The following is a 19,602-nucleotide window of genomic DNA, read 5'->3' on the forward strand; positions in this document are numbered from 1 at the left end:
TCCCAGTGGAGCGGTCGGGTGCCGGTGTGACCTACCAAGGTGCCTGACATCCCGCCGCCCCCGGAGGTCCGCCCATGCCCCGCCGTTTCGCATCCTTGGTCGCGATCGGAGCGACAGTCGTCGCTTCGGTCGCCACAGCGCACGCCGTCCGGCCCCCGTCACCAGCTGCGGTCCTGGCTGATCCGGGAGCCGGGTGCGCTACTCAGACCGCCGGCTTCACCCCAGTGCTGCAGATCGACCTGCCGGAGCGCGCCGGTTGGCTCGACAGGGAGCTGCCGTACACACTCGACCGGCGCGCCGAGATCGGCTCGAACTTCGACCGGGTCGGCTACTGCTTGGAGCTGAACGGGCCGGACGGCCTGCAGCGGGTCTGGACAGCGATGGAGCCGTTCTCGACGGACGCGCGGGCGATCGGCGTACCGACCAGAACCGGGCAGCTGGTCCGGCAGCGGGTCGACGACCTCGATGTGGCGTCCAACGTGCCGAACGTGACCAGTGGGGCCGGCCAGACCGGCTACCTGGAGATGTGGCCGAACACGTACGCCGAGAACAGCAGCACCCAGGTGGCGAACAGCTCCCCGATCACGTTCGACAGCGACGACAGTCCGACCAACGGCGCGTACGGGTCGTTCCAGATCGCACAGGTCGGGCCGGGACGTCCGTCCAACGTCGCAGCGAAGACCGTGCTCGGGATCAACTCGTTCACGCAGGGCTCCGACGTCCCGCTGTCGATCGGGATCGGTACGAATGCAGCCGGCCAGCCGGACTGGACGTTCGCCAACAATGCCAGCCGGTACAGCCAGCGCAAGCTGACTGCCTTTGTGCGGACGTCGGTGGTGTCGTTGAGTGAGGCGCCACAGGACAGGCAGCTGGTACCGCGGGACGGCCAGAACGGCGCCAACGTGCCAGTGGCCGGGCGGATCACCAGTGCGCAGGTCAGTGAGGTCCAGCTGCGGGTCAGCAGCAATGGGCGCACCGACACCTACACCTCCCGTAGCCGCGACTTCCGGTTCACTCCGCGGATCAACGCGGCGCTGCAGGAGTACACCTTCGAACTGCGCGCAGTCGGCACCGGCTTCAACCGTGTGGTGGCTCGGCGTACCGGTGTGGTGTCTGGTGACGTCTTCGTCGTCCAGGGGCAGTCGAATGCAGAGGCGGCTCGATTCAACGGCGTCGCGAACGCCGAGGAGTCGCCGTACCTACGCAGCTTCGGGACGCCGACGTCCGACGGGAACATCTCCGGTGCGGACCGGGCGTGGCACTACGCGACTGGTGACGTGACGAACCAGTCCGGCTCGGTCGGTCAGTGGGCGATCCGGATGGGACGGCGCATCGTCGACACCTACAAGGTGCCGGTGGCCATCGTCCAAGGCGCGCATGGCGGCCAGCCGATCAGCTTCTTCCAGCGGAACGACGGTAGCCCGGACGACCTCGGTACGAACTACGGCCGGCTGCGGCAGCGGCTCAAGGCCGCCGGTGTGATCAGCCAGGTGCGTGGAGTGCTCTGGTACCAGGGCGAAAGCGACAACGACAACGCAGCGGTGCATGTGAACGGCTTCCGCGCGCTGCTGGCGGACTGGCGGGCCGACTTCGGCACTGCGGCGCGCTACTACGTACACCAGGTGCGGACGTCGCCGTGCGGCAACTCGACCAGCATCAACCTGCGGGAAGCGCAGCGCGCCCTCGGCGACACCGACAGCGTCACACTGCTCTCCACCAACGGCCTACCTGGTCACGACGGCTGCCACTACGCCTACATCGGCGGCTACCGCGATCTGGGCGACCACAACTTCGCAGTCGTCGCCCGCGACCTGTACGGCGGCCCCTCGGCCGGAGTAGCCGCTCCGAACCCGACGTCCGTTACTGCGAACGGCTCCCAGCTCATCGTGAAGCTGCGCTCCACCGACGCTCTGACCGTGCCTAGCGGCGCAGCCGCCAACTTCCGCGTCGAAGGCTCTGCAGTCACGGTGTCGTCGGTCGCGTACCAGTCCGGCAACTTGGTGCTCACGCTGTCCGGCCCAGCCACTGGGGTGACCGCGCTGAGCTACTTGAGCCACAACGGCGCCGGCCCGGCCATCACCAACGCCATCGGTACCGGACTGCTCGCCTTCAGACTGCCTGTGTGATCAGCACATCGCGGTCACGGGTGTACTCCATTGTGGCCGCGATGCCGTCTGCTGTCTGGACGCCGTACTCGCGCTCGACGACGTACAGCGCCAGGTCGATACCGGCCGTGATGCCACCGGACGTCACGACGTCGCCGTCATCGACCACCCGGTTCTGTCGGACGTCGGCGCCGTACGTCGCCAGCTCGTCCCAGGCGCTGCGGTTCGTCGTGGCCGGTCGTCCCGTCAGCAGACCGGCCTCGGCGAGCAGCATCGACCCCGTGCACACCGAACCGATCCAACGCAGTCCCGGCGCCAGCTCGGCGATGCGCTTGGGCAGCTGACCGATGCGCGCTTCGGCCCAGGCCCCCTGCTCGGCGCGGTTCATCCAGCCGCCGCCCGGGACGAACAGCGCGTCCGGAGTACTCAGTCCGCTGGGTGCCCGAAACTGCAGACCGTGCATACCGGTCACCTCCTGCGGGCCGTCCGCACCGACCAGAGCCAGCTCGAGGCCGGTGCGCTTCGCGGCGTGACTCCACACCTCGAACGGACCCATCACGTCCATCTCGTCGACGCCGTCGAAGACCACGATCTCGATTCGCATGCCTCCACCCAACGCGGCCGCCGCGTCACGGGCCAGCGGCCGGATGGCCGACATCCGTCAAGATGTGGCCAGGACGTCGGTGGCGCGGTGCGACCGGTCGACGCCTTCGACGATCATCGCGACGCCGTCGGAGTTCGCGGTGCGCAGCGGCAGGATCGCCTGGTAGGCCGCGGACTCGTACCAGCCGCGCACACTGGCCAGGTCCGGGAACTCGATCACGATCAGCGTGCCGTCCCACTCGCCCTCCAGCGGCTCCGGCTGGTGGCCGTGGACGACGAAGTGGCCGTCGTACGGCGCGAGCGTCGCGTCGATCCGCTCCAGGTACTCGACGATGTCCGCGCCGACGACGACATTGCGCAGGTTGGCGATCGCGTAGTGGGTCATTCGGGCCCCTCCTCGGTGGTTGGTGTCACCAGAGTCGGTCGCGGAACGCGTTTCGGCGATTACCTCCGACGTCATGAGGTCCCGATTGGTCTGCTGCCGACGTACAGTCGATGGCATGTCAGTCACAGGGGGACCGTCGTCTTCACCTGTCGAGAAGGTGGAGGAACGGGTCGGCCCGTACCGGTTGATCCGTCGGCTCGGCCAGGGCGGGATGGGTGTCGTTTACCTGGCCGAAGGGCCGGAGCGGCAAGAGGTGGCGCTCAAGGTGCTGCGTCCGCACGTGGCCCACGACGAGACCGCCCGTGCGCGGTTGCAGCGCGAGGCCAGCACACTGCAGAAGGTGAGTCACCCCGGTGTGGCCGGCATCCTCGACCACGACCTGGAGGGCGACCGCCCCTACCTGGTGACGCGCTTCATCCCCGGCCGCCCGCTGGACGAGCAGGTCGACGACCGCGGCCCGCTGACCCCGCGCAAGTGGCTGCCGCTGGCCGGCTGCCTGGCCGAGTCGCTACAGGCGATCCACGCCGTCGGTGTGATCCACCGCGACCTCAAGCCCGGCAACGTGATGATGCTGAACGGCAAGCCGGTGATGATCGACTTCGGCATCGCCCAGGCCGCCGACGACCTGCGGCTCACTCAGACCGGTCTGGTGATCGGGACGCCGGGCTACCTCGCTCCCGAGCTCATCGAGGGTGAGAACGTCTCGGAGTCCGCCGACTGGTGGGGCTGGGCCGCTACGGTCAGCTTCGCCGCCACCGGACGCCGTCCGTTCGGCAAGGGTCCGTTCGAGGCCGTGCTGCACCGCGTCCACACCGGGCAGGCCGACCTCGACGGCGTCGACCCGCGTCTCAAGGCTCTGCTGGCCGCCGCCCTCGCACCGAAGCGGGCCGACCGTCCGACGCAGGACGAGATCATGGCCGGCCTGAGCCGGTATGCCGAGGGCCGGGACGCGCTGCCTCCCCGTGAGGCGGCGACTACTACTGTCGCGGCGCATCCTCCGACGCGGCAGATGACGCGCGTCCTGCCCACCTCTTCCCCGGACGACGCCGTCACCGAGATTGCGACGCCGACAACGCCGCCCGAGCCCAGCCCGACCGAGGTGGCCAACCTCGTCCCGCCGGTCATTCCGCCGCTGTCTGCCTTCGCACCGCTCGCCGACAAGGTCCGCGACGTCGCAGCGCAGCGCAAGGCCGCGAAAACCGCCGCTGCCGGTGGAGCCGTTGCGGGCGGAGCTGCTGCCGGGGCTACGCTCGGCGCCCATCCGGCGACGTACAGCCCCTCGCCTCTCGCGGCCGCCCCACCCGCGATGCCGCTGCCCTACCAGAGCAACCCGCAGCCGTACCAAACCACCGCACAGCCCTATCAGCCGGTGGCTCAGCCCTACCAGCCTTACCAGTCCCCGGTGGGTACGCCGAAGGCCGTAGTCCCCTACGAGCAGCGCGCAGTCGAGCCGAAACCGGCAGAGCGAGCCCCCGCGACCGGACGCCGTACCGCGGTCGTCGTCGGCTTCATGATCGCCCTGTCCGGCCTCATCGCACTCTTCCCACTAGCCGGCTCGCTGGTGGCCGCCGTCTTCCTAGTAGTGGCCCGCACCGTCGACCGCGGCAGCACAGCCCTGATGCGCCGTCGCCAGGTCCGCGGCCGCGCCGGCAAGTCCGACGGCGTCGTAGCCGTCGCCTCCTCACCAGCCCAACTAATAGCGGCCGCCCTGATCACCCTGGTCTGCCTACTGCTCCCCCTCATCGTGGGCGCCGTAGTAGGCAGCATCGTCACAGCCATCGCCGCCACCGCCCAAGGCCTCGACTGGCGACCCCTCTCCGCCGTCGGCTTCGGCGCCGCCGCCCTGACCGCCCTCTTCACCGCCTGGTGGGGCCCCGGCGGCAGCTCCCTCCGCCGCGGCGCCCACATCACCGCCCGCAACCTCTTCCGCCCCCGCTGGCTGGCCTCCGCCATCGCCGTCCTACTCCTGGCCGGCGGCGCCTGGTCCTTCTACGAAGCCACCCAAGGCGCCGGCGACCCCTGGGCCCGCACCCCCGTCAAAACCCCCCAATTCGAACGCCCCACCTTCTCCGACCTCCGCGAGGCCCCCCTGATCCGCGACCTCCCCATCATCGGCATCAGGTGAGCGCAGCTGTCACAGCGAGATGATCGGCAACTTCCACCGGGTGTTGCCGCGCCAAGCGCCGGTTCGGGCCGCCTCGGCCAGATGAGCAATGTCGCCGCGATCCGAGGTCACACAAGTCGCCGCCTGCTGAAAACAACAGACGACCACGTGGGCATCGACAACATCCGCCCGGCCGGCAACCGCCAGCAACTCGCCTACCCAGGTGGCCGACTCCTGCGTCAACGGCACGACCTCGCAGCCCGCGATCAGCCGTTGCAGGCTGTGCTGCTGCCCCCGCCAAACCTGCGCCAGGACAGCCGCCGGCACCGTCGGCTCGATGCCGCGCGTCAACGCGCGCAGATGCATCGCCCACAAGCGCGAGTCGTTCCGCTCGGCCGCGATCAACGCGCCGGCGTCGTACACCAATCTCGTCACGCCTGAGGGTCTCCAGGCGAGAGGCGGTCGTCAGCCTCGCGTTGCGCATCGGCCAACGCCTTGTCGGCCCACGCGAGATCATCTGCCGTGAGCTCGCCGTGCTCGCCTTCCCAGACCGATACGGCTTCCAGACCGCGGTACAGCCGCTCACTCTTCTCGATCAGCTCGTTGACGTACGCCGACGGCGTCGTGTGCGCGGCGCGAGCGCGTCGTTCGACGGCCGACCAGGTCTCCTCGTCGAACGACAGCGTCTTCTTCTTCACGGCCATGGCGCGAGTATAGCGCGATGGTATGACCGCGGTATGACCATCGGCTGCCGGTGGTCGGCAGCCGATGGATCACCTCAGAGCTGGACCATTTGGGTTCGTTCGGGGCCTACGCCGACGGCGGAGATGGGGGCGCCGCTGAGGGACTCGACGGCGCGGACGTAGGTCTGGGCCTCCTTGGGGAGGTCGTCGAAGGAGCGGCAGGCGGTGATGTCGTCGGACCAGCCGTCGAACTCCTCGTAGATCGGCTTCGCGTGGTGGAAGTCGGTCTGGGTCATCGGCATCTCGTCGTGGCGGGTGCCGTTGACGTCGTAGGCGACGCAGACCGGGATCTTCTCGCGACCGGTGAGGGTGTCGAGTTTGGTGAGGACGAAGTCGGAGACGCCGTTGACGCGGGCGGCGTACCGGGCGATGACGGTGTCGTACCAGCCGCAGCGGCGCGGGCGGCCGGTCGTCGTGCCGAACTCGAAGCCCTGCTGGCGCAGCCACTCGCCGTCGGCGTCCAGCAGCTCGGTCGGGAAGGGGCCCTCGCCGACGCGCGTCGTGTAGGCCTTCACGACCGCCATCACGCGGTCGATCCGCGTCGGCGGGATGCCGGTGCCGGTGCACGCACCCGCGGAGATCGCGCTGGACGACGTGACGAACGGGTAGGTGCCGTGGTCGACGTCCAGCAGGGTGGCCTGTCCGGCCTCCATCACCACGGTCTTGCCGTCGTCCAGCGCCTTGTTCAGCAGGAGGCTGGTGTCGGCGACCATCGGGCGCAGGCGCTCGGCGTACTGGAGCAGCTCGTCGACGACCTCGCGAACCTCGACCGCGCGCCGGTTGTACACCTTCACGAGCAGCTGGTTCTTCTGCTCGAGCGCGCCGGCGACCTTCTGCTCCAGGATCTTCTCGTCGTACAGATCCTGGACGCGGATGCCGATCCGGTTCATCTTGTCGGCGTACGTCGGCCCGATCCCGCGGCCCGTCGTCCCGATCTTGCGGCTGCCGAGGAACCGCTCGGCGACCTTGTCGAGCGTCCGGTTGTACGGCGGGATCAGGTGCGCGCTGGCGCTGATCACGAGCCGGGACGTGTCGACGCCACGGGCCTGGAGCGCCTCCAGCTCCTCGAACAGCACACTGAGGTCGACGACGACCCCGTTGCCGATCACCGGCGTCACGCCGGGGGTCAGGATCCCGCTCGGCAGCAGGTGCAGCGCGTACTTCTCGCTGCCGATCACGACCGTGTGGCCGGCGTTGTTCCCGCCGTTGAACTTCACCACGTAGTCGATGACCGCACCCGTGTTGCCGAGCAGATCGGTCGCCTTGCCTTTGCCCTCATCGCCCCACTGGGCGCCGACGAGCACGATTGCGGGCATTTCAGCCCTCCTCTGAAACGGTGAAGCCCGGAGACGTTCACCGATCGTTCAACCGGCAACGCTTCCAGGCTCTTGCGACCAAAGCCTACCGGACGCCGGTCCACCCACCCGTTTCCTTGTCCACAGCCCTGGAACGATCACTTCAAGTAAGTGTTTCATCACTTGACGGCTTGCGGATCCGGGTAATCACGTGCACACTCTTAGTCAGCGGCCCGCCGAAACTGCCGCAGGGGACGGTTCCGGCGGGCCGCTTCCTCATGTGCCCAGGTCTCAGGCCTGCAGCTCGTCGGGGTTCGAATCAAGCCATTCCTTGACCCGCCGGTCGGCCTCCTCCGTCGAGACGTCCTCGACCTTGGTCAGGATCGCCCAGCGATGGCCGAACGGGTCGATGACCGTGCCGTACCGGTCGCCGGTCATGAACGTCGACACCTGCTCCACCGGCTTCGCACCGGCGGCGACCGCCTTGGCGAACACCGCATCGACGTCCGGCACGTAGTGCACGAGTGACGAGTGCACCCACTCGCCGGTCGGCGCCCGCAGCCCGAACTGCGGCATCTGGTCGCTCAGCTGCAGCATCGAGTTCCCGAACCGCAGCTCCGCCTGGCCGACGCGTCCGTCCGGCAGGTCCTGCCGGCTGACCACCTCCGCGCCGAACACGTCCTGGTAGAACGCGATCGCCGCCGGGCCGTCGGGCACGGCCAGGTACGGCGTGAGCGAGTGATAACCGTCGGGGATGGGGTTTACCGTGTTCTGCGTCATGTCCTCAGTCAATCTCTCGACCGCTCTGCCGGTCTTGTAAGAAAGCGACAGCCGTTGACGCAGCCGCCGGACAGCGAGAAGGGCATCCTGCATCCGCAGGAGCAGGCCCGGCATCGGACGCTGCAGCGGCTCGCGCCCGGCCCCGACGCGGCCCGGTTCGTCGAGTGGTACTGGATCGTCGAGTGGGAGCTGGACGCGCCGTACACGGCCGAGGTGCTGCCGTACCCGAGCGTCAACGTCACCTTCGAGCAGCCGGGCGGCGCCTTCGTGAACGGCGTCTGCACCCGCAAGTTCGAGCGGCAGCTGGTCGGCCGGGGCCGCGTGTTCGGCGTCAAGTTCTGGGCCGGCGGCTTCGGTGCGATCACCGGGCTGGACGTCGGCTCGCTCAGCGACCAGGTCGTCCCGCTGACCGAGGTCTTCCCGGACGGCGACCGCCTCGCCGATCTGATCTTCGCGGAGGAGTCCGACGTCCGGCGGCGCGCGGTGTTCGAGGCCTTCCTCCGCGACCACCTGTCACCGCCGGACGCGTCGTACGAGCTGGTCCGCGCCATCGTCACCGCCATGGCCGCCGACCGCAGCCTGACCCGCGTCGACGAGATCACCACCCGTTTCGACGTCCCCATCCGCACGCTGCAACGCCTCTTCCGCCGCTACGTCGGCGTCGGTCCCAAATGGGTCCTCCAGCGCTACCGCCTCCACGACGGCGCCGAACTGCTCGCCCGCGGCGCCGCAGCCGAGTTGGCCGAGCTGTCGACCGCACTCGGCTACTTCGACCAGGCCCACTTCTCCAAAGAGTTCAAACAACAGATCGGTCTAACCCCAGCGGAGTACGCTGCGCGAACTTCACAGTCAGCCCCATCAGTACGCAGGTGACGGCGGCGGTCAGGGCGACTGCGAAGCCGTAGTGCGGGTTGTGGGCGTCTACTACGCGGCCGGCGAAGGCTGCGCCGAGTGCTATGCCTGCTGCGGCGCCGGAGTTGAGCCAGGTAAAGGCTTGAGTAAGTACGGCCGGTTGGACCGAGGACTCCGCGAGGACGGAGGACATGGTCTGGAAGGGCGCGATCGCCAAGCCTGGAAGGGCTAAAGCGATGCCGACCGCCCACGGGTGCTGCACGATCAGCAGTGGGGTCGTGGTGATGGCCAGGACGCTCAGGGCGAGCACGAACTGGTTTGGAACCGGCATCCGCCAGCGACGGGCGCCGTACGCGAGACCGGCGAACAGACTGACCAGACTGGTGATGCTGTAGAGCGGCCCGGCGAGGGACGGCGTACCGCGGCCGACGGCGTACGCCGTCACTGAAACCTGCATGCTGCCGAAGAAGAGGCCGATGCCGATGTTGGTGCCGACCAGGGCGAGGAATCGCTTGTGTAGCAAGTGACTTGAGCTGATCTGCTGCCCGCGTTGGACGGGTGGTGGTGCTGTACGCCGTTGTGCGGCGAGAGCGAAGCCACCGGTCAGGACCAAGCTCGTAGCGAGCACGGAACCGGCTACTGGGCTCCACAGCGAGCTGACGGTACCGGTGAGGAGTGGGCCGACCATGAAGGAGATGCCTACGCTCAGCGACTCCAGTGCGAACGCAGACGACAGTAGCGGTGAGCCGCTCAGCGCATAAGCCCAGCGCGCGGAGGTCTGCGCGCCTACCTGCGGCAGCGAGGCGCCGGCAAGCACACCGGCCGCTATGAGTGCCGAAAGCGGCGCCTGCGAGACGGTGAGCCCGATGAGTAGTGCGACGGTCGCAGCGTGGATCAGCAACGTGATCGGCAGCATGCAGGTCTGGCCGAAGCGGTCGATGAGTCGGGCGACCTGTGGTCCGGCGAGGGCTTCGGCGACGGCGAAGCCGCCGGTCACGCTGCCGGCGACGGCGTACGAGCCGGTGGCGCTGTGGACCAGCCAGACGATGCCGAGGCTGGTCATGGCGATACCGATACGGGCCGGTGCGGCCGCGAGGTAGAACTTCAACGCTCCGGGAGTACGCAGGACTTCGGCGTACGTGGGCGTGAGGATCCGTCCGGTGAGAGCCGGCACGGTAGGGCCTTCCGCTGCCCGCCGGGGCGGCGACACGGCCGTGGGCGTCCTGCTTCACCGGCCTGTCGATCCACCGACAACCGTCCATATCTCGGGCAGGAAGCGGGGACGCACGCCGCCTGCCGGCTATATCAACGGGCAGAGATCTTGTTCGTTCAGGTTGACCGGAACATCGTACCGTCCTGGAGCACCGGTACGGAGTGGCTCTCGTCGAGCTCAGCCGCGATCCGGACGTCGTCGGCGTACCCGAGCTCGGTCAGCTCGCGACCACCGGCACACTCGGGCAGCAGCGTGGAGAGCTCATCCGCGACGGCGTCGTACGCCGCTACGGCCGCTCTGGCCTCAGGAGACAGGTCAGTACGCCGCAGCGCGCTCAGAAAACCGCCTGCGCCCCATAGGTCCTCTACTGCTGGTCTGAGTGTCCCGCCGGGCCACCGCTCACCAGCTGCGATCGCAGTGACCCGAGCCTCGGGCCGCTGCCGCACCCACTCGGCCGCGGCGAGCCGGTTGCGGAGCGACACCGCAATCACGGTCGCACCGGAGGCGCTGAGCTGCTGGGAGATCGTCGAGCCGTTGGGTGAGGGGAGAACCAGCCGCTGGAGGCCAGGCGCCCGGCGAATAGTCACCGGCGACAGGCTGACGCCGTCCGGACCGGCCTTGGAACGGCCGACGGCGAGGGCAGCGTGGTGTTGCTCGGCGTACGCGACCGCCGTCTCGTCGCGCCAGCGGTACGGGTAGACGTCGATGCCGAGGTCGGCCGCGACCGTCACCGCAGTGGTGAAGGACAGGACGTCGACCACGGCCACGATGTCGCCAGGGACGGCGTCCGCCCCGGTCGGGCCCCAGTCGAAGCCGACACCGAAACCATGTTGCGCGTACGGACTGGTCACCCGCGCATCCTGCGGGCGGGCGACCAGACCGGGCAAGCGGATTTCAGGCCAGGACGTCGGCGGCCGTGGGCGACGAGTCGCGCAGGAAGGTGGCGCAGCGCTCGGCCTCCTCCTTCTCGTCGATCAGACCGGCAGCCTTGCCCAGGACGGCGAGGCAGCGCAGGAAGCCGCGGTTGGGCTCGTGCTCCCACGGAACCGGGCCGTGGCCCTTCCAGCCGTTGCGGCGGAGCAGGTCGAGGCCGCGGTGGTAGCCGGTCCGCGCGTAGGCGTAGGCCTCGATCGTCCGGCCCCCTTCCAGGGAGGCCTCGGCCAGCGTCCCCCAGGCCAGCGAGGACGCCGGGAACTTGGCCGCGACGTCGGTCGCGGAGACCCCGGCGGCGAGTTCCGCCGCGGCCGGGTCCACGGGGAGTAGTGTCTCGGGTGGACCTGAGAGCAGATTGTTCAATTCCATAAGCACATCTTCGCTGATCGCGCATCCGGCTCGGCACGTGACCGTCTGACGAAATCCGTTGACCGTTCACCGACCGGCCACGGATGCTTGAGACCCTGCGTCAAGACCGCCGTGGTTCCCAGCTACGGCCCAGTTGGAGGCACCGGATGAGCGTCATTGTTCTGAATGCGTCGTACGAACCGCTGCACACCGTCTCGATCCAGCACGCCATCCGGATGCTGGTCCGTGAGGTCGCGGTCGTCGAAGAGGCGCACGGCGGCCGAACCATCGGCCCGTTCCCGGTCCCCCGGGTCCTCCGCCTGGTCCGCTATGTGGTCACCCACTGGCGCTACGCCGCCGGCCGGATGAAGTACTCCAAACACGGCGTCCTGCGGCGCGACAAGTTCCGGTGCGCCTACTGCGGTCTCGACAACGCCGACACTATGGACCACGTCCATCCCCGCTCCCGAGGCGGCCGTACCGAGTGGCTGAACGCCGTCGCCGCCCATGCCTCCTGCAACGAGCGCAAAGGCAACCGCACCCCCGGCGAGGCCGACATGCCCCTCCTATGGCAACCCTGGGTACCAACCAGAGCCGAGCTCGTCATAGTCACATGACGAGCCTTTTTTATGCCCGCTGACCCGCTGCCGCCGCTCGAGATCAGCACCGTCGCCGACCGGCCGCAGCTCGCCGGCGCCGATCTCGACGCCGGCGACTGGCCGGAGTTCATGCGCCACAACCGCGTCTCCGAGGCGTACTTCTGGCGCACACTCGACACCTTCCCGGGCACCTGCCTGGTCGCGACCGCCCCCGACGGCACAGTGGTCGCCGACGCCCACGCCGTCCAGCTGGCCGCCCGGCCGGTCCTGCCGACCGGCGGCTGGGAGCAGACCGCGGTCTGGGCCTTCGCGGACGCCGACCGCGGCGTCCGCCCGGACACGACCTGCGCCCTCGACATCAGCGTCGCGCGGCCGTACCAGCGTCAGGGCGTGGCGGCGGCCATGCTCGCCGCGCTCCGCAAAGCCGCCGCCGAGCTCGGCCACCAGACTCTGCTCGCGCCGGTCCGCCCGACCCGCAAGGCCGCCGAGCCGCACACTTCGCTGCGTGCGTACGCCGCGCGTACCCGAGCGGACGGGCTGCCCGCCGATCCTTGGCTTCGCACCCACGTCCGGATGGGCGGCGAGATCGTCGGCATCGCGCCGACGTCGTGGCTGATCGCCGGCTCACTCGACGAATGGCGTCGCTGGACGTCGTTGCCGTTCGACACCACCGGACCGATCGACGTCCCGGGCGCGTTGGTTCCGGTGCAGTGCGACCTGGCGACGGGGACGGCGACCTACACCGAGCCGAACGTGTGGGTGCGGCACCGGCTCTGAAAGTTCTCCACAGGTTGGAAATCGGTCGCGGAATCGGGGGTCGAACGCGGCAGGTTCTAGGGCATGAATGCTCAACTTGCCGTGATGGCCGCGATTCGCGGCGGTGTGTTCACCCGAGCCGATGCCCGGGCGTGCGGATATCACGAGGCGGATATCGACTACTTGCTGCGCGTCGGCGGCTGGTGGCGGGTTCGCCACGGGAAGTACGCCGTCCATCGACTGCTCAGCGTGGTCACCGAGGAGGATGCGTACGTCCGTCGCGTGGCCGCCGTCCTGCGCGCCGGTGGGCCGGCGATCCTCGCCAGCCACCAGTCGGCGGCCGTGCTGCACGGCCTACCCGCCTGGGGTCTCGACCTGACGGCGGTTCACGTCACCTCGCCGTACGACTCGGGGTCTCCACCGGGCGTTCACCGACATGTCCGTGATCCCGTCGGGCCCGGCGTCTTGACCTGGAACAAACTCCGCATGGTCTCGCCGGCCCGCGCCGTCGCCGAAGTTGCCGCCACGGCCGCCACCGTCCCCACCATCGCCCTCATCGACGCCGCCCTGTACTCCGGCCTCGTCACCCCACGCACCGCCGCCCGCGCCGTCAGCCTGCTCCCCCACGACACCGACCGAGCCGCTCATCTCCTCGACCGCCGCACCGGGGCCGCCTCGGTCGCCGAGACCCGTCTCCGCCTCATCCTCACCAAGGCCGGCCTGCCGGCTCCGATCCCACCTCCGCCCTCCGACCCCGAAGCCCCCACCGGAGGCATCTTGTGGTTCCCCGAGGAACGCACCCTCGTCGAGTTCGAGCTACGCCGTCCCTACTGGCGCGAGGAGTACGAAACCGACGACGACCCCGAGCCACCCACCGCCCCCGAACCAGCCGACGCCCCCTATCCGGTCGAGACCTGCTGGGTCTCCTGGTCCGACCTCGACCACCCCCAACTCGTCACCGACCGCCTCCGCACGACCTTCGCCCTGGCCCGCCGCCGCTCCGGCGTCCGCCCCTTCACCCGCATCCGCGCTCGCACCTGACCCAAGGGCCGAATCACCCGTCCGAGCTAGCCGTTTCGCTCGCCGGAGGGATCTACCGCGCGCCCGGATCGACCAGGTTGGTCGCAGAATCCGAAAGCAAAGGAGCCAACCAGTGTTGTCCGCCCGACAGAGAATTTTTCGCATGACCGCCGGTGTCGCCGTCCTCGCCGTGCTGGCCGGCACGCCGTCGTTCGCCGCCGTCGAGCCCACCCGGCAAGCTGCGGCGATGGAGGTGAAAGGCAAGGCCGGTGGAGTTCTCGGCAAGGAGTTCGGGCCGGAGAACGAAGGCGACCCGGTGAGTTTCGAGGTCGATGCCCAGGGCGACAATCCGCTGAATCCGAGCGGCACCTTCCATGTCACCCACCGCAACGCGGACGGGAGCTTGGTCGCCGACTTCAGCGGCAAGGTCACCAGCCTCTACGCCATCGACGAGGTCGGCATCGTCACCGGCACGATCGAGCGCGCCGACAACCCCGGCGTCCCGCTGGAGCTCGTCGGCAAACAGATCTCGCTCACCGTGTACGACGGTGGCCGGAAGGATCGGATCGGCTGGGTGTGGGGCTTCTTCGGCGCCCCGATCAGCCGCGTCCAGGGCACCGCGCCGCACTTCCCCGTCACCTGGGGTGACTTCCGCGTCCGCGGTGACGCCGGTCAAGGGGCATCTGCCGCCACGTCCTCGTCCGAACGGGTCGACCTGAAGTCGGGCGCCACCGGAACCAACGTGCTCGCCGTCCTCGGCGGCACCAGCAAGACCCCGCAGTTCTTCGGCGATCCGCTCCGCTTCACCGTCGCTGCCCGGGTCGCGCCCGGCGGCAACGCCAAACAGGCGAAGGGCAACTTCCACGTCACGCACCACAAACCCGACGGCAGCGTGGTCGCCGACTTCCAGGGCCGCATCACCTGCCTCGCCACTGGCGGCCCGGTCGGCGTCGCCACCGGCATCGTCACCAAGTCCGTCGACGCAAGCCTCGTCGGCAAACCCGTCTCGTTCTCCTTCAAGGACGGCCGCACCGACCGCCTCGGCTGGCTCTGGGGCTTCTCCGCCACCGACGAACCCATCAACGACTGCCAGTCGATCACGCCGTTCTACGCCCCCGACTGGGGAGGCCTGCTTGTCCGCTGAAACCACAACGGACCCGCTGCCCAGGCAGCGGGTCCGTGAGGGGGCGCCGGCAGCTGATGCCGCGGCGCGATCGAGCTCTTGCTCAGGCGTTCAGCGAGGTGCCGGTGGAGCGGAGGCTCTCGCAGGCTTCCTTGACGCGGTCGGCCATGCCGGCCTCGGCGGCCTTGCCCCAGGCGCGCGGGTCGTAGGCCTTCTTGTTGCCGACCTCGCCGTCCACCTTGAGGACGCCGTCGTAGTTGCCGAACATGTGCGCGACGACCGGGCGGGTGAAGGCGTACTGGGTGTCGGTGTCGACGTTCATCTTGATGACGCCGTGGTCGACGGCGGCGCGGATCTCCTCCAGGGTCGAGCCGGAGCCGCCGTGGAAGACCAGGTCGAACGGGCGCTCCTTGCCGATCTTGGCGCCGACCGCGTCCTGGATGTCCTTGAGGATCTCCGGGCGCAGCTTGACCGAGCCCGGCTTGTAGACGCCGTGCACGTTGCCGAAGGTCAGCGCGGTCAGGTAGCGGCCGTGCTCCCCGGCGCCGAGCGCCTCGACCGTGGCCAGGCCGTCCTCGACGGTGGTGTAGAGCTTGTCGTTGATCTCGTTGGCGACGCCGTCCTCTTCGCCGCCGACGACGCCGACCTCGATCTCGAGCACGATCTTGGCCGCCGCGGCCTTGGCCAGCAGCTCCTTGGCGATCTCGAGGTTCTCGTCCAGCGGGACGGCCGAGCCGTCCCACATGTGCGACTGGAACAGCGGGTTCTCACCGCGGGCGACGCGCTCGGCGGAGATCTCCAGCAGCGGCCGGACGAAGCCGTCCAGCTTGTCCTTCGGGCAGTGGTCGGTGTGCAGCGCGATGTTCACCGGGTAGTGCTTGGCGACCTCGTGCGCGTACGCGGCCAGGGCGACCGAGCCGGTCACCATGTTCTTGACGGTCGAGCCGGACAGGTACTCCGCACCGCCGGTGGAGACCTGGACGATGCCGTCCGAGCCCGCCTCGGCGAAACCGCGGATCGCGGCGATCAGCGTCTGCGAGGAGCTGACGTTGATGGCCGGGTAGGCGAAGCGGTTCTGCTTGGCCTTGTCCAGCATCTCGGCGTAGACCTCAGGGGTGGCAATAGGCATGTCTCGCGGTACTCCTCACAACAAAATTCCTGTGGGTTGAGCTCCAGTATCGCCGCCCGGCACTTCGTCGTACCGGGCGGCCCGCCTGCTGACCGGCCAGGTGACCGGGGAGCGAACAGCAGCAGAACAGACCAGTTGGTGACAGGATCGGTCCAGTCGCCCGGACCGCTGCCGTCAGGCCGACCCGGATCGCGGGCCGCGCGGGGTGAGGGCCATGTGCAGCCGGTACCGGTCGGCCCGGTAGGCCGACCAGGACAGCTCGACGACCTTGCGGCCGGCGAAGGTGGTGCGCTCGAGGACCAGCAGGGGTGCCCGCCTGGCCACGCCGAGAACCCGGGCCACATGACCGTCGGCGTTGTCCGCCCGGACGGTCTGCTCACCGGAGGTGACGACGACGTCGTACTCACTCGCGAAGACGTCGTACAGGGTACCGAGCTCGCGGCCGAGCAGGCCGGGGAACAGCGCCGACGGGTAATAGCCGACCTCGTAGGCCATCGGCGAGGCGTCCGCGGTGCGCAGCCGCTCGACGCGGATCACCTTGGTGCCCTTGGCGACCCGCAGGCCCTTCGCGGTCTCGTCGGAGGCCTCGATCTCGGTCGCCGACAGCACGACCGTCCCGGGCTCCAGGCCGCGGGCCCGCATCTCCCGGGAGAACGAGGTGAGGTGCAGCTGGGAGTCGACCTGGGGGCCGGTGACGAAGGTGCCCTTGCCGTGCACCCGCTCCAGCGCGCCGGATTCGACCAGGTCGCTGATCGCCTGCCGCACGGTCACGCGGGACACGTTCAGCTTGTCCACCAGGGCCCGCTCCGAGGGGATCGGATCCCCCGGGTGCAGCTCGACGTCGATCAGTCGTTCCAGCACCGATCGGACCTGGGCCCGCTTCGTCGCCACCATCGCTTCTCGATCCTCCAGACCTGGGCGGGCCTCGGGGGTGCCCCGGGACGCCGCTCACTGCTATCGTGCGCAGCATACCTGTTAAGACCAGATAGGACCAGTGATCGCAGTGGTGTCTGTCCCCGTTCCGGAAACCCAGATGGCGCGCGAGATCGCCGAACAGCCGGCCGCCCTGGCCGCGACGTTCGAGCACGTGCTGCCGCTGCGGCACGACATCACGCGGCTGGCCGCGGGTCGCCGCAACGTCATCTTCGTGGCCCGGGGATCGTCCGACAACGCCGGCGTCTACGGCCGCTACCTGACCGAGATCCACGCCGGCCGCCAGGCCTCGCTGGCCGCGCCCTCGGTCGCCACCCTGTACGGCGCCAACCTCGACCTGTCCAACTCGCTGGTCGTGGCGGTCAGCCAGTCCGGCGCGACCCAGGAGATCGTCGACACCGCGGAGTGGGCCAAGCGCAACGGCGCCGCGATCGTCGGCATCACCAACGACGGCGACAGCCCGCTGGCGTCGACCGCCGACGTCGCCCTGATCACCCAGGCCGGCAAGGAGCTCGCCGTCCCGGCGACCAAGACGTACACCACCCAGCTGGCCGCGATCACCGTCGCCGTCGACGCGCTCGCCCAGAAGCCGGGCACGCTGGACGCCGATATCGCCCGCGTCCCGGCTGCGGCCGCGCAGATGCTCGAAGGGTCCGTCGAAGCGGCCGCCGAGTTGCTCGCCGGCGCCCACGACGTCCTCGCGAGCGGCCGCGGCCTCACCTTCGGCACCACGCTGGAGGTCGCCCTCAAACTCGAGGAGACCTGCCTGCAGCCGGTCCGCGGTCTCTCGTACGCCGACCTCAAGCACGGCCCGATCGCCGTCGTCGACGCCGACCTGGTCACCATCCTGGTCGCCGCCGGCGAGGGCCCCGCGCTCCCCGGGATGACCGAGCTGGCCGGCGTCGTCCGCGAGAAGGGCAGCAAGATCCTCGGCATCGGCGGCGACCCGACCTTCGCCGCCCGCTGCGACGTCAACCTCCCGGGCCCCGACCTCCCCGAGACCCTCGCCCCGCTCGCCCTCGTCATCCCCGCCCAGCGCGCGATCGAGTCCCTCGCCCGCAAACTCGGCCTCGACCCCGACGCCCCCCGCGGCCTCCGCAAGGTCACCCAGACCGACTGATCCCACTCACCCGCGCCCGGCCGGTCGTCCGGTCGGGCTGGTTGAAGCGGTGCTGGTACCGGGGATCAGCACCGCCCCGGGGCGCGCGTCAGTCGGCGCGGGCCTCGTCGTATGTCTGCTGGGCGGCGAGGATGCCGGGCATGCTCGTCGTCAGGTAGCCGATCAGGTCTAGCAGTTTCGCCGCGAGGACGGCGCCGGTCGGCGTCAGGCTGTACTCGACCTTCAACGGAAACGTCGACTGGACGTCGCGATGCACGAGCCCGTCCCGCTCCAATGCCTGCAGGGACTGGGCGAGCATCTTCTGACTGACGCCGTCGACGTGCCGGCGTAGCTCGTTGAAGCGCAAAGGGCCATCGGCCAGCGCTCCGAGCGCGAGCGCACCCCAGCGCCCGGTCACGTCCTCCAGGACCGGCCGGGACGGGCAGGAGGACGAGAACACGTCGTACTCGAGGTCCTCGCTCACGTCTCCAGTGTACGGAGACCAGGTACTTGAGGGTTGTAGTATCTGATGGTAAGCAGTATCTAGCAGATACTACAGAGGGAGATGGACGATGACGATCGATCGGCGTTCTCTGATCAGGAGCAGCGGCGCGGCCGGGTTCGGCGCGCTCGCGCTGGCCGCGGTGAGCAGCGGTACGGCGCTCGCGTACGGCGACTCCGGCGACGCGCAGCGCGGAGCGGGGCATGGCGGCGACGGCCTGCCGCCGCACCTGTCACCCGACGAGCGGCGGCACCTGCGGATCTTCGACGAGCTGGACTTCGAGATCTTCACCGGCCAGAAGTGGAACCGGCTCGACGAGAGTCACGCCCGGAACATCCGCGTGCACTGGCCGGACGGACACTTCACCGACGGCATCGACAAGCACATCGCGGATCTGAAGGCGATGTTCGTCTGGGCGCCGGACACCCGGATCCAGCAGCACCCGCTGCGGCTCGCGACCAACGAGCTGACCGCGGTCACCGGGATCATGGAGGGCACCTTCACCCGCCCGATGCCGGATGGCAAGGGCGGATTCATCAAGCCCACCGGCAAGGCCTACAAGATCTCCATGGCCACGGTCGGCATCTGGAACCGCCGGCACACCATGGACGAGGAATACCTGTTCTGGGACAACCAGTCCTTCAACACCCAGATCGGCCTCGGCTGATCCAGCGCGCGATCGGCGTCCGGCCAGGCTCAGGAGCCGGACGCCGATTCGGCGTACTCGCTGCATTCGGCGCAGCGGGTGAGCAGGTCGTGCTCGCAGCCGATGACGTGCACGAGGAAGCGCTCGGCGTTCGCCAGCTGGTCGCGCTGGGCGCGGATCCACTGCAGGCGGCGCTCGATGACGCCGGTCCGATGCGGTTCGGCGCGGTGCAGCACCTGCTGGATCTCCGGCAGGCTCATTCCGACGGCCTGACAGGCCTGCAGGACGCGCAGGCGATAGAGGTGGTCCTCGGTGTACGAGCGGTGGCCGGTCGCCGTCCGATCGGGGACGACGACGCCGGCGTCGTCCCAGTGCCGGAGCACATGCGTCGCGACCCCGAGCTGGTGGGCGACCTCGCCGATCCTCATCCGGCC

The 19,602-nt window shown here is 69.2% G+C and carries 22 protein-coding genes; 9 read left to right on the forward strand and 13 right to left on the reverse strand.

Features of this window, described 5'->3' with window-relative positions; all coding sequences use genetic code 11:
• The first annotated feature begins 74 nt into the window (after nucleotides 1–74).
• Nucleotides 75–2,126, forward strand: a complete 2,052-nt coding sequence (locus tag ACZ6ZD_RS06580; RefSeq protein ID WP_465669019.1) for a sialate O-acetylesterase — start codon at nucleotides 75–77, stop codon at nucleotides 2,124–2,126.
• Here ACZ6ZD_RS06580 and ACZ6ZD_RS06585 read toward each other — a convergent pair.
• A complete protein-coding gene (locus ACZ6ZD_RS06585) occupies nucleotides 2,110–2,709 on the reverse strand; it encodes a DJ-1/PfpI family protein (RefSeq protein ID WP_465669021.1) in 600 nt (199 codons plus the stop codon). The two genes, ACZ6ZD_RS06580 and ACZ6ZD_RS06585, sit on opposite strands and share 17 nt — an antisense overlap.
• A 57-nt stretch (nucleotides 2,710–2,766) precedes the next feature.
• Nucleotides 2,767–3,093, reverse strand: a complete 327-nt coding sequence (locus ACZ6ZD_RS06590; RefSeq protein WP_465669023.1) for a DUF1330 domain-containing protein — start codon at nucleotides 3,091–3,093, stop codon at nucleotides 2,767–2,769.
• A 115-nt stretch (nucleotides 3,094–3,208) separates the two neighbouring features.
• Between ACZ6ZD_RS06590 and ACZ6ZD_RS06595 the strand changes: the two genes are divergently transcribed.
• A complete protein-coding gene (locus ACZ6ZD_RS06595) occupies nucleotides 3,209–5,218 on the forward strand; it encodes a protein kinase domain-containing protein (RefSeq protein ID WP_465669025.1) in 2,010 nt (669 codons plus the stop codon).
• A gap of 9 nt (nucleotides 5,219–5,227) precedes the next feature.
• On the opposite strand, the gene ACZ6ZD_RS06600 is transcribed toward ACZ6ZD_RS06595, so the two are convergent.
• The 4 genes from ACZ6ZD_RS06600 to ACZ6ZD_RS06615 form a co-directional block, all read right to left on the reverse strand.
• Complete coding sequence (locus ACZ6ZD_RS06600; protein WP_465669027.1) at nucleotides 5,228–5,632, reverse strand: PIN domain-containing protein; 405 nt, start codon at nucleotides 5,630–5,632, stop codon at nucleotides 5,228–5,230.
• The gene (locus ACZ6ZD_RS06605; RefSeq protein ID WP_465669029.1) at nucleotides 5,629–5,901 is read right to left on the reverse strand and encodes a hypothetical protein; all 273 of its coding nucleotides are present in this window, start codon (nucleotides 5,899–5,901) and stop codon (nucleotides 5,629–5,631) included. Before ACZ6ZD_RS06605 ends, ACZ6ZD_RS06600 begins: the two co-directional genes overlap by 4 nt.
• A gap of 74 nt (nucleotides 5,902–5,975) precedes the next feature.
• Nucleotides 5,976–7,256, reverse strand: coding sequence for an adenylosuccinate synthase (locus tag ACZ6ZD_RS06610; protein WP_465669031.1), 1,281 nt, complete (start codon nucleotides 7,254–7,256; stop codon nucleotides 5,976–5,978).
• A gap of 270 nt (nucleotides 7,257–7,526) precedes the next feature.
• Nucleotides 7,527–8,015: a VOC family protein gene (locus ACZ6ZD_RS06615; RefSeq protein WP_465669032.1), complete on the reverse strand. Its 489-nt coding sequence runs from the start codon at nucleotides 8,013–8,015 to the stop codon at nucleotides 7,527–7,529.
• 54 nt (nucleotides 8,016–8,069) lie between these two features.
• Here ACZ6ZD_RS06615 and ACZ6ZD_RS06620 point away from each other — a divergent pair, with 54 nt between their 5' ends.
• Nucleotides 8,070–8,888, forward strand: coding sequence for an AraC family transcriptional regulator (locus ACZ6ZD_RS06620; protein ID WP_465669034.1), 819 nt, complete (start codon nucleotides 8,070–8,072; stop codon nucleotides 8,886–8,888).
• Here ACZ6ZD_RS06620 and ACZ6ZD_RS06625 read toward each other — a convergent pair.
• The 3 genes from ACZ6ZD_RS06625 to ACZ6ZD_RS06635 all read right to left on the reverse strand — a co-directional run bounded on the left by ACZ6ZD_RS06625 (nucleotide 8,812) and on the right by ACZ6ZD_RS06635 (nucleotide 11,382).
• Nucleotides 8,812–10,041: an MFS transporter gene (locus ACZ6ZD_RS06625; protein ID WP_465669036.1), complete on the reverse strand. Its 1,230-nt coding sequence runs from the start codon at nucleotides 10,039–10,041 to the stop codon at nucleotides 8,812–8,814. The genes ACZ6ZD_RS06620 and ACZ6ZD_RS06625 overlap by 77 nt on opposite strands.
• A gap of 155 nt (nucleotides 10,042–10,196) precedes the next feature.
• Nucleotides 10,197–10,931, reverse strand: coding sequence for a 2-phosphosulfolactate phosphatase (locus ACZ6ZD_RS06630; protein ID WP_465669038.1), 735 nt, complete (start codon nucleotides 10,929–10,931; stop codon nucleotides 10,197–10,199).
• Nucleotides 10,932–10,974: 43 nt separating this feature from the next.
• Nucleotides 10,975–11,382 (reverse strand): DUF3151 domain-containing protein, encoded by a 408-nt coding sequence (locus ACZ6ZD_RS06635; protein ID WP_465669040.1) that lies wholly within the window; start codon nucleotides 11,380–11,382, stop codon nucleotides 10,975–10,977.
• A 146-nt stretch (nucleotides 11,383–11,528) separates the two neighbouring features.
• Between ACZ6ZD_RS06635 and ACZ6ZD_RS06640 the strand changes: the two genes are divergently transcribed.
• From ACZ6ZD_RS06640 to ACZ6ZD_RS06655, 4 genes are all read left to right on the forward strand, one after another.
• Nucleotides 11,529–11,978, forward strand: a complete 450-nt coding sequence (locus ACZ6ZD_RS06640; protein WP_465669042.1) for an HNH endonuclease — start codon at nucleotides 11,529–11,531, stop codon at nucleotides 11,976–11,978.
• 12 nt (nucleotides 11,979–11,990) lie between these two features.
• Nucleotides 11,991–12,737, forward strand: coding sequence for a GNAT family N-acetyltransferase (locus tag ACZ6ZD_RS06645; protein WP_465669044.1), 747 nt, complete (start codon nucleotides 11,991–11,993; stop codon nucleotides 12,735–12,737).
• Nucleotides 12,738–12,800: 63 nt separating this feature from the next.
• Complete coding sequence (locus ACZ6ZD_RS06650; RefSeq protein WP_465669046.1) at nucleotides 12,801–13,757, forward strand: type IV toxin-antitoxin system AbiEi family antitoxin domain-containing protein; 957 nt, start codon at nucleotides 12,801–12,803, stop codon at nucleotides 13,755–13,757.
• A gap of 142 nt (nucleotides 13,758–13,899) precedes the next feature.
• A complete protein-coding gene (locus ACZ6ZD_RS06655) occupies nucleotides 13,900–14,880 on the forward strand; it encodes a hypothetical protein (RefSeq protein ID WP_465669048.1) in 981 nt (326 codons plus the stop codon).
• An 82-nt stretch (nucleotides 14,881–14,962) separates the two neighbouring features.
• On the opposite strand, the gene fbaA is transcribed toward ACZ6ZD_RS06655, so the two are convergent.
• Complete coding sequence (gene fbaA, locus ACZ6ZD_RS06660) at nucleotides 14,963–15,988, reverse strand: class II fructose-bisphosphate aldolase (protein ID WP_465669050.1); 1,026 nt, start codon at nucleotides 15,986–15,988, stop codon at nucleotides 14,963–14,965.
• Between the two features lie 174 nt (nucleotides 15,989–16,162).
• Nucleotides 16,163–16,882 (reverse strand): GntR family transcriptional regulator, encoded by a 720-nt coding sequence (locus ACZ6ZD_RS06665; RefSeq protein WP_132156117.1) that lies wholly within the window; start codon nucleotides 16,880–16,882, stop codon nucleotides 16,163–16,165.
• Nucleotides 16,883–17,021: 139 nt separating this feature from the next.
• On the opposite strand from ACZ6ZD_RS06665, the gene ACZ6ZD_RS06670 reads away from it, so the two are divergent.
• Nucleotides 17,022–18,041: an SIS domain-containing protein gene (locus ACZ6ZD_RS06670; RefSeq protein WP_465669052.1), complete on the forward strand. Its 1,020-nt coding sequence runs from the start codon at nucleotides 17,022–17,024 to the stop codon at nucleotides 18,039–18,041.
• An 88-nt stretch (nucleotides 18,042–18,129) separates the two neighbouring features.
• Here ACZ6ZD_RS06670 and ACZ6ZD_RS06675 read toward each other — a convergent pair whose 3' ends face one another.
• Nucleotides 18,130–18,504 (reverse strand): winged helix-turn-helix transcriptional regulator, encoded by a 375-nt coding sequence (locus ACZ6ZD_RS06675; protein ID WP_465669054.1) that lies wholly within the window; start codon nucleotides 18,502–18,504, stop codon nucleotides 18,130–18,132.
• 88 nt (nucleotides 18,505–18,592) lie between these two features.
• Between ACZ6ZD_RS06675 and ACZ6ZD_RS06680 the strand changes: the two genes are divergently transcribed.
• Entirely contained in the window at nucleotides 18,593–19,189 is a 597-nt protein-coding gene (locus ACZ6ZD_RS06680; RefSeq protein ID WP_465669056.1) for an ester cyclase, read from the forward strand.
• Between the two features lie 29 nt (nucleotides 19,190–19,218).
• Here the strand turns inward: ACZ6ZD_RS06680 and ACZ6ZD_RS06685 are convergent, their stop codons facing one another.
• Nucleotides 19,219–19,596 carry a helix-turn-helix domain-containing protein gene (locus tag ACZ6ZD_RS06685; RefSeq protein WP_465669058.1) on the reverse strand — a complete coding sequence of 126 codons (378 nt, stop codon included), beginning with the start codon at nucleotides 19,594–19,596 and terminating at the stop codon, nucleotides 19,219–19,221.
• Between the last annotated feature and the right edge of the window lie 6 nt (nucleotides 19,597–19,602).

The organism is Kribbella sp. NPDC104218, from assembly GCF_055584105.1.

Excerpts from the sequence above, each read along its gene's own strand:
- ACZ6ZD_RS06580 (WP_465669019.1), top strand. The coding sequence starts at position 75 with ATGCCCCGCCGTTTCGCATCCTTGGTCGCGATCGGAGCGACAGTCGTC.
- ACZ6ZD_RS06585 (WP_465669021.1), bottom strand. The coding sequence starts at position 2,709 with ATGCGAATCGAGATCGTGGTCTTCGACGGCGTCGACGAGATGGACGTG.
- ACZ6ZD_RS06590 (WP_465669023.1), bottom strand. The coding sequence starts at position 3,093 with ATGACCCACTACGCGATCGCCAACCTGCGCAATGTCGTCGTCGGCGCG.
- ACZ6ZD_RS06595 (WP_465669025.1), top strand. The coding sequence starts at position 3,209 with ATGTCAGTCACAGGGGGACCGTCGTCTTCACCTGTCGAGAAGGTGGAG.
- ACZ6ZD_RS06605 (WP_465669029.1), bottom strand. The coding sequence starts at position 5,901 with ATGGCCGTGAAGAAGAAGACGCTGTCGTTCGACGAGGAGACCTGGTCG.
- ACZ6ZD_RS06610 (WP_465669031.1), bottom strand. The coding sequence starts at position 7,256 with ATGCCCGCAATCGTGCTCGTCGGCGCCCAGTGGGGCGATGAGGGCAAA.
- ACZ6ZD_RS06615 (WP_465669032.1), bottom strand. The coding sequence starts at position 8,015 with ATGACGCAGAACACGGTAAACCCCATCCCCGACGGTTATCACTCGCTC.
- ACZ6ZD_RS06635 (WP_465669040.1), bottom strand. The coding sequence starts at position 11,382 with ATGGAATTGAACAATCTGCTCTCAGGTCCACCCGAGACACTACTCCCC.
- ACZ6ZD_RS06640 (WP_465669042.1), top strand. The coding sequence starts at position 11,529 with ATGAGCGTCATTGTTCTGAATGCGTCGTACGAACCGCTGCACACCGTC.
- ACZ6ZD_RS06645 (WP_465669044.1), top strand. The coding sequence starts at position 11,991 with ATGCCCGCTGACCCGCTGCCGCCGCTCGAGATCAGCACCGTCGCCGAC.
- ACZ6ZD_RS06650 (WP_465669046.1), top strand. The coding sequence starts at position 12,801 with ATGAATGCTCAACTTGCCGTGATGGCCGCGATTCGCGGCGGTGTGTTC.
- ACZ6ZD_RS06655 (WP_465669048.1), top strand. The coding sequence starts at position 13,900 with ATGACCGCCGGTGTCGCCGTCCTCGCCGTGCTGGCCGGCACGCCGTCG.
- fbaA (WP_465669050.1), bottom strand. The coding sequence starts at position 15,988 with ATGCCTATTGCCACCCCTGAGGTCTACGCCGAGATGCTGGACAAGGCC.
- ACZ6ZD_RS06665 (WP_132156117.1), bottom strand. The coding sequence starts at position 16,882 with ATGGTGGCGACGAAGCGGGCCCAGGTCCGATCGGTGCTGGAACGACTG.
- ACZ6ZD_RS06670 (WP_465669052.1), top strand. The coding sequence starts at position 17,022 with ATGGCGCGCGAGATCGCCGAACAGCCGGCCGCCCTGGCCGCGACGTTC.
- ACZ6ZD_RS06680 (WP_465669056.1), top strand. The coding sequence starts at position 18,593 with ATGACGATCGATCGGCGTTCTCTGATCAGGAGCAGCGGCGCGGCCGGG.
- ACZ6ZD_RS06685 (WP_465669058.1), bottom strand. The coding sequence starts at position 19,596 with ATGAGGATCGGCGAGGTCGCCCACCAGCTCGGGGTCGCGACGCATGTG.